The 695-nt window shown below is 42.2% G+C and carries 2 protein-coding genes; both read right to left on the bottom strand.

The window, feature by feature from the left end; all coding sequences use genetic code 11:
- The coding region (locus tag ACT3SX_RS15410; protein WP_444761859.1) for a transposase at positions 1 to 430 on the bottom strand (430 nt) is incomplete at its 3' end.
- Positions 402 to 695: IS630 transposase-related protein (locus ACT3SX_RS15415; protein ID WP_444526328.1), on the bottom strand; the 294-nt coding region annotated here is incomplete at its 5' end. The genes ACT3SX_RS15410 and ACT3SX_RS15415, both read right to left, overlap by 29 nt.

Consider the following 695-nt stretch of genomic DNA (forward strand, 5'->3'; position numbering starts at 1 on the left):
GCCATAGAACACGATGACCATGTCTATTCAGTAGTTTTTGAATACGCTTATTTTTATGAAAAGCAGCATTATCCATGACAAGTACGCATTTTCTCTTAAGCTTTGGTATCAGCGTGAATTTGCACCAGTGATAGAAAACCTCTTTATTGATGTTGGTCTTTAAGCAATCGAGCGCAAACAGCATTTTGCCATAGAGCGCACCAATGACGTTGGTTCTATCTTTGGCTTGCCAGTTATAACGGTCAATGCAAGGGCTACCGATGGGTGCATAGCCACAAGGACGCATCGTTTCACTCTCAAACCCACTCTCATCCATGTAGACAATAGCAAAGCCTTGAGCGATGTAGTGGTTAAGTTTTTTTAGGTAGTGAGCCCGCTTTAGTGGACAAGATTTGGGATGCTCAAGTGTCTTTTTTTTTGCTAATACCAATACGTTTTAAGGCTTTACTAATGCCTGTTGGACTGCAATTAAAACGCTGGGCTCGCTCATAATGATAATCGTCAGGGTGGTCTTTGACGTCTTGAGCTAAGGCTTCATCCTCTATTTTGTAGGGAGTGATGTCTCGAGTGGTTTTACTGTGAAGACGCTTTTTCCACTTCTGTATGGTCGTTGGACTGATATCATAGAAAACAGCAGCTTCGGCAAAGGTCATGCCCTCATCTAAGCTTTTAAGAACTTGTTTGCGGTAATCTAG

It is taken from the genome of Psychrobacter sp. AOP31-B2-9 (genome assembly GCF_052378005.1).
In the GTDB taxonomy this organism is placed as follows: domain Bacteria; phylum Pseudomonadota; class Gammaproteobacteria; order Pseudomonadales; family Moraxellaceae; genus Psychrobacter.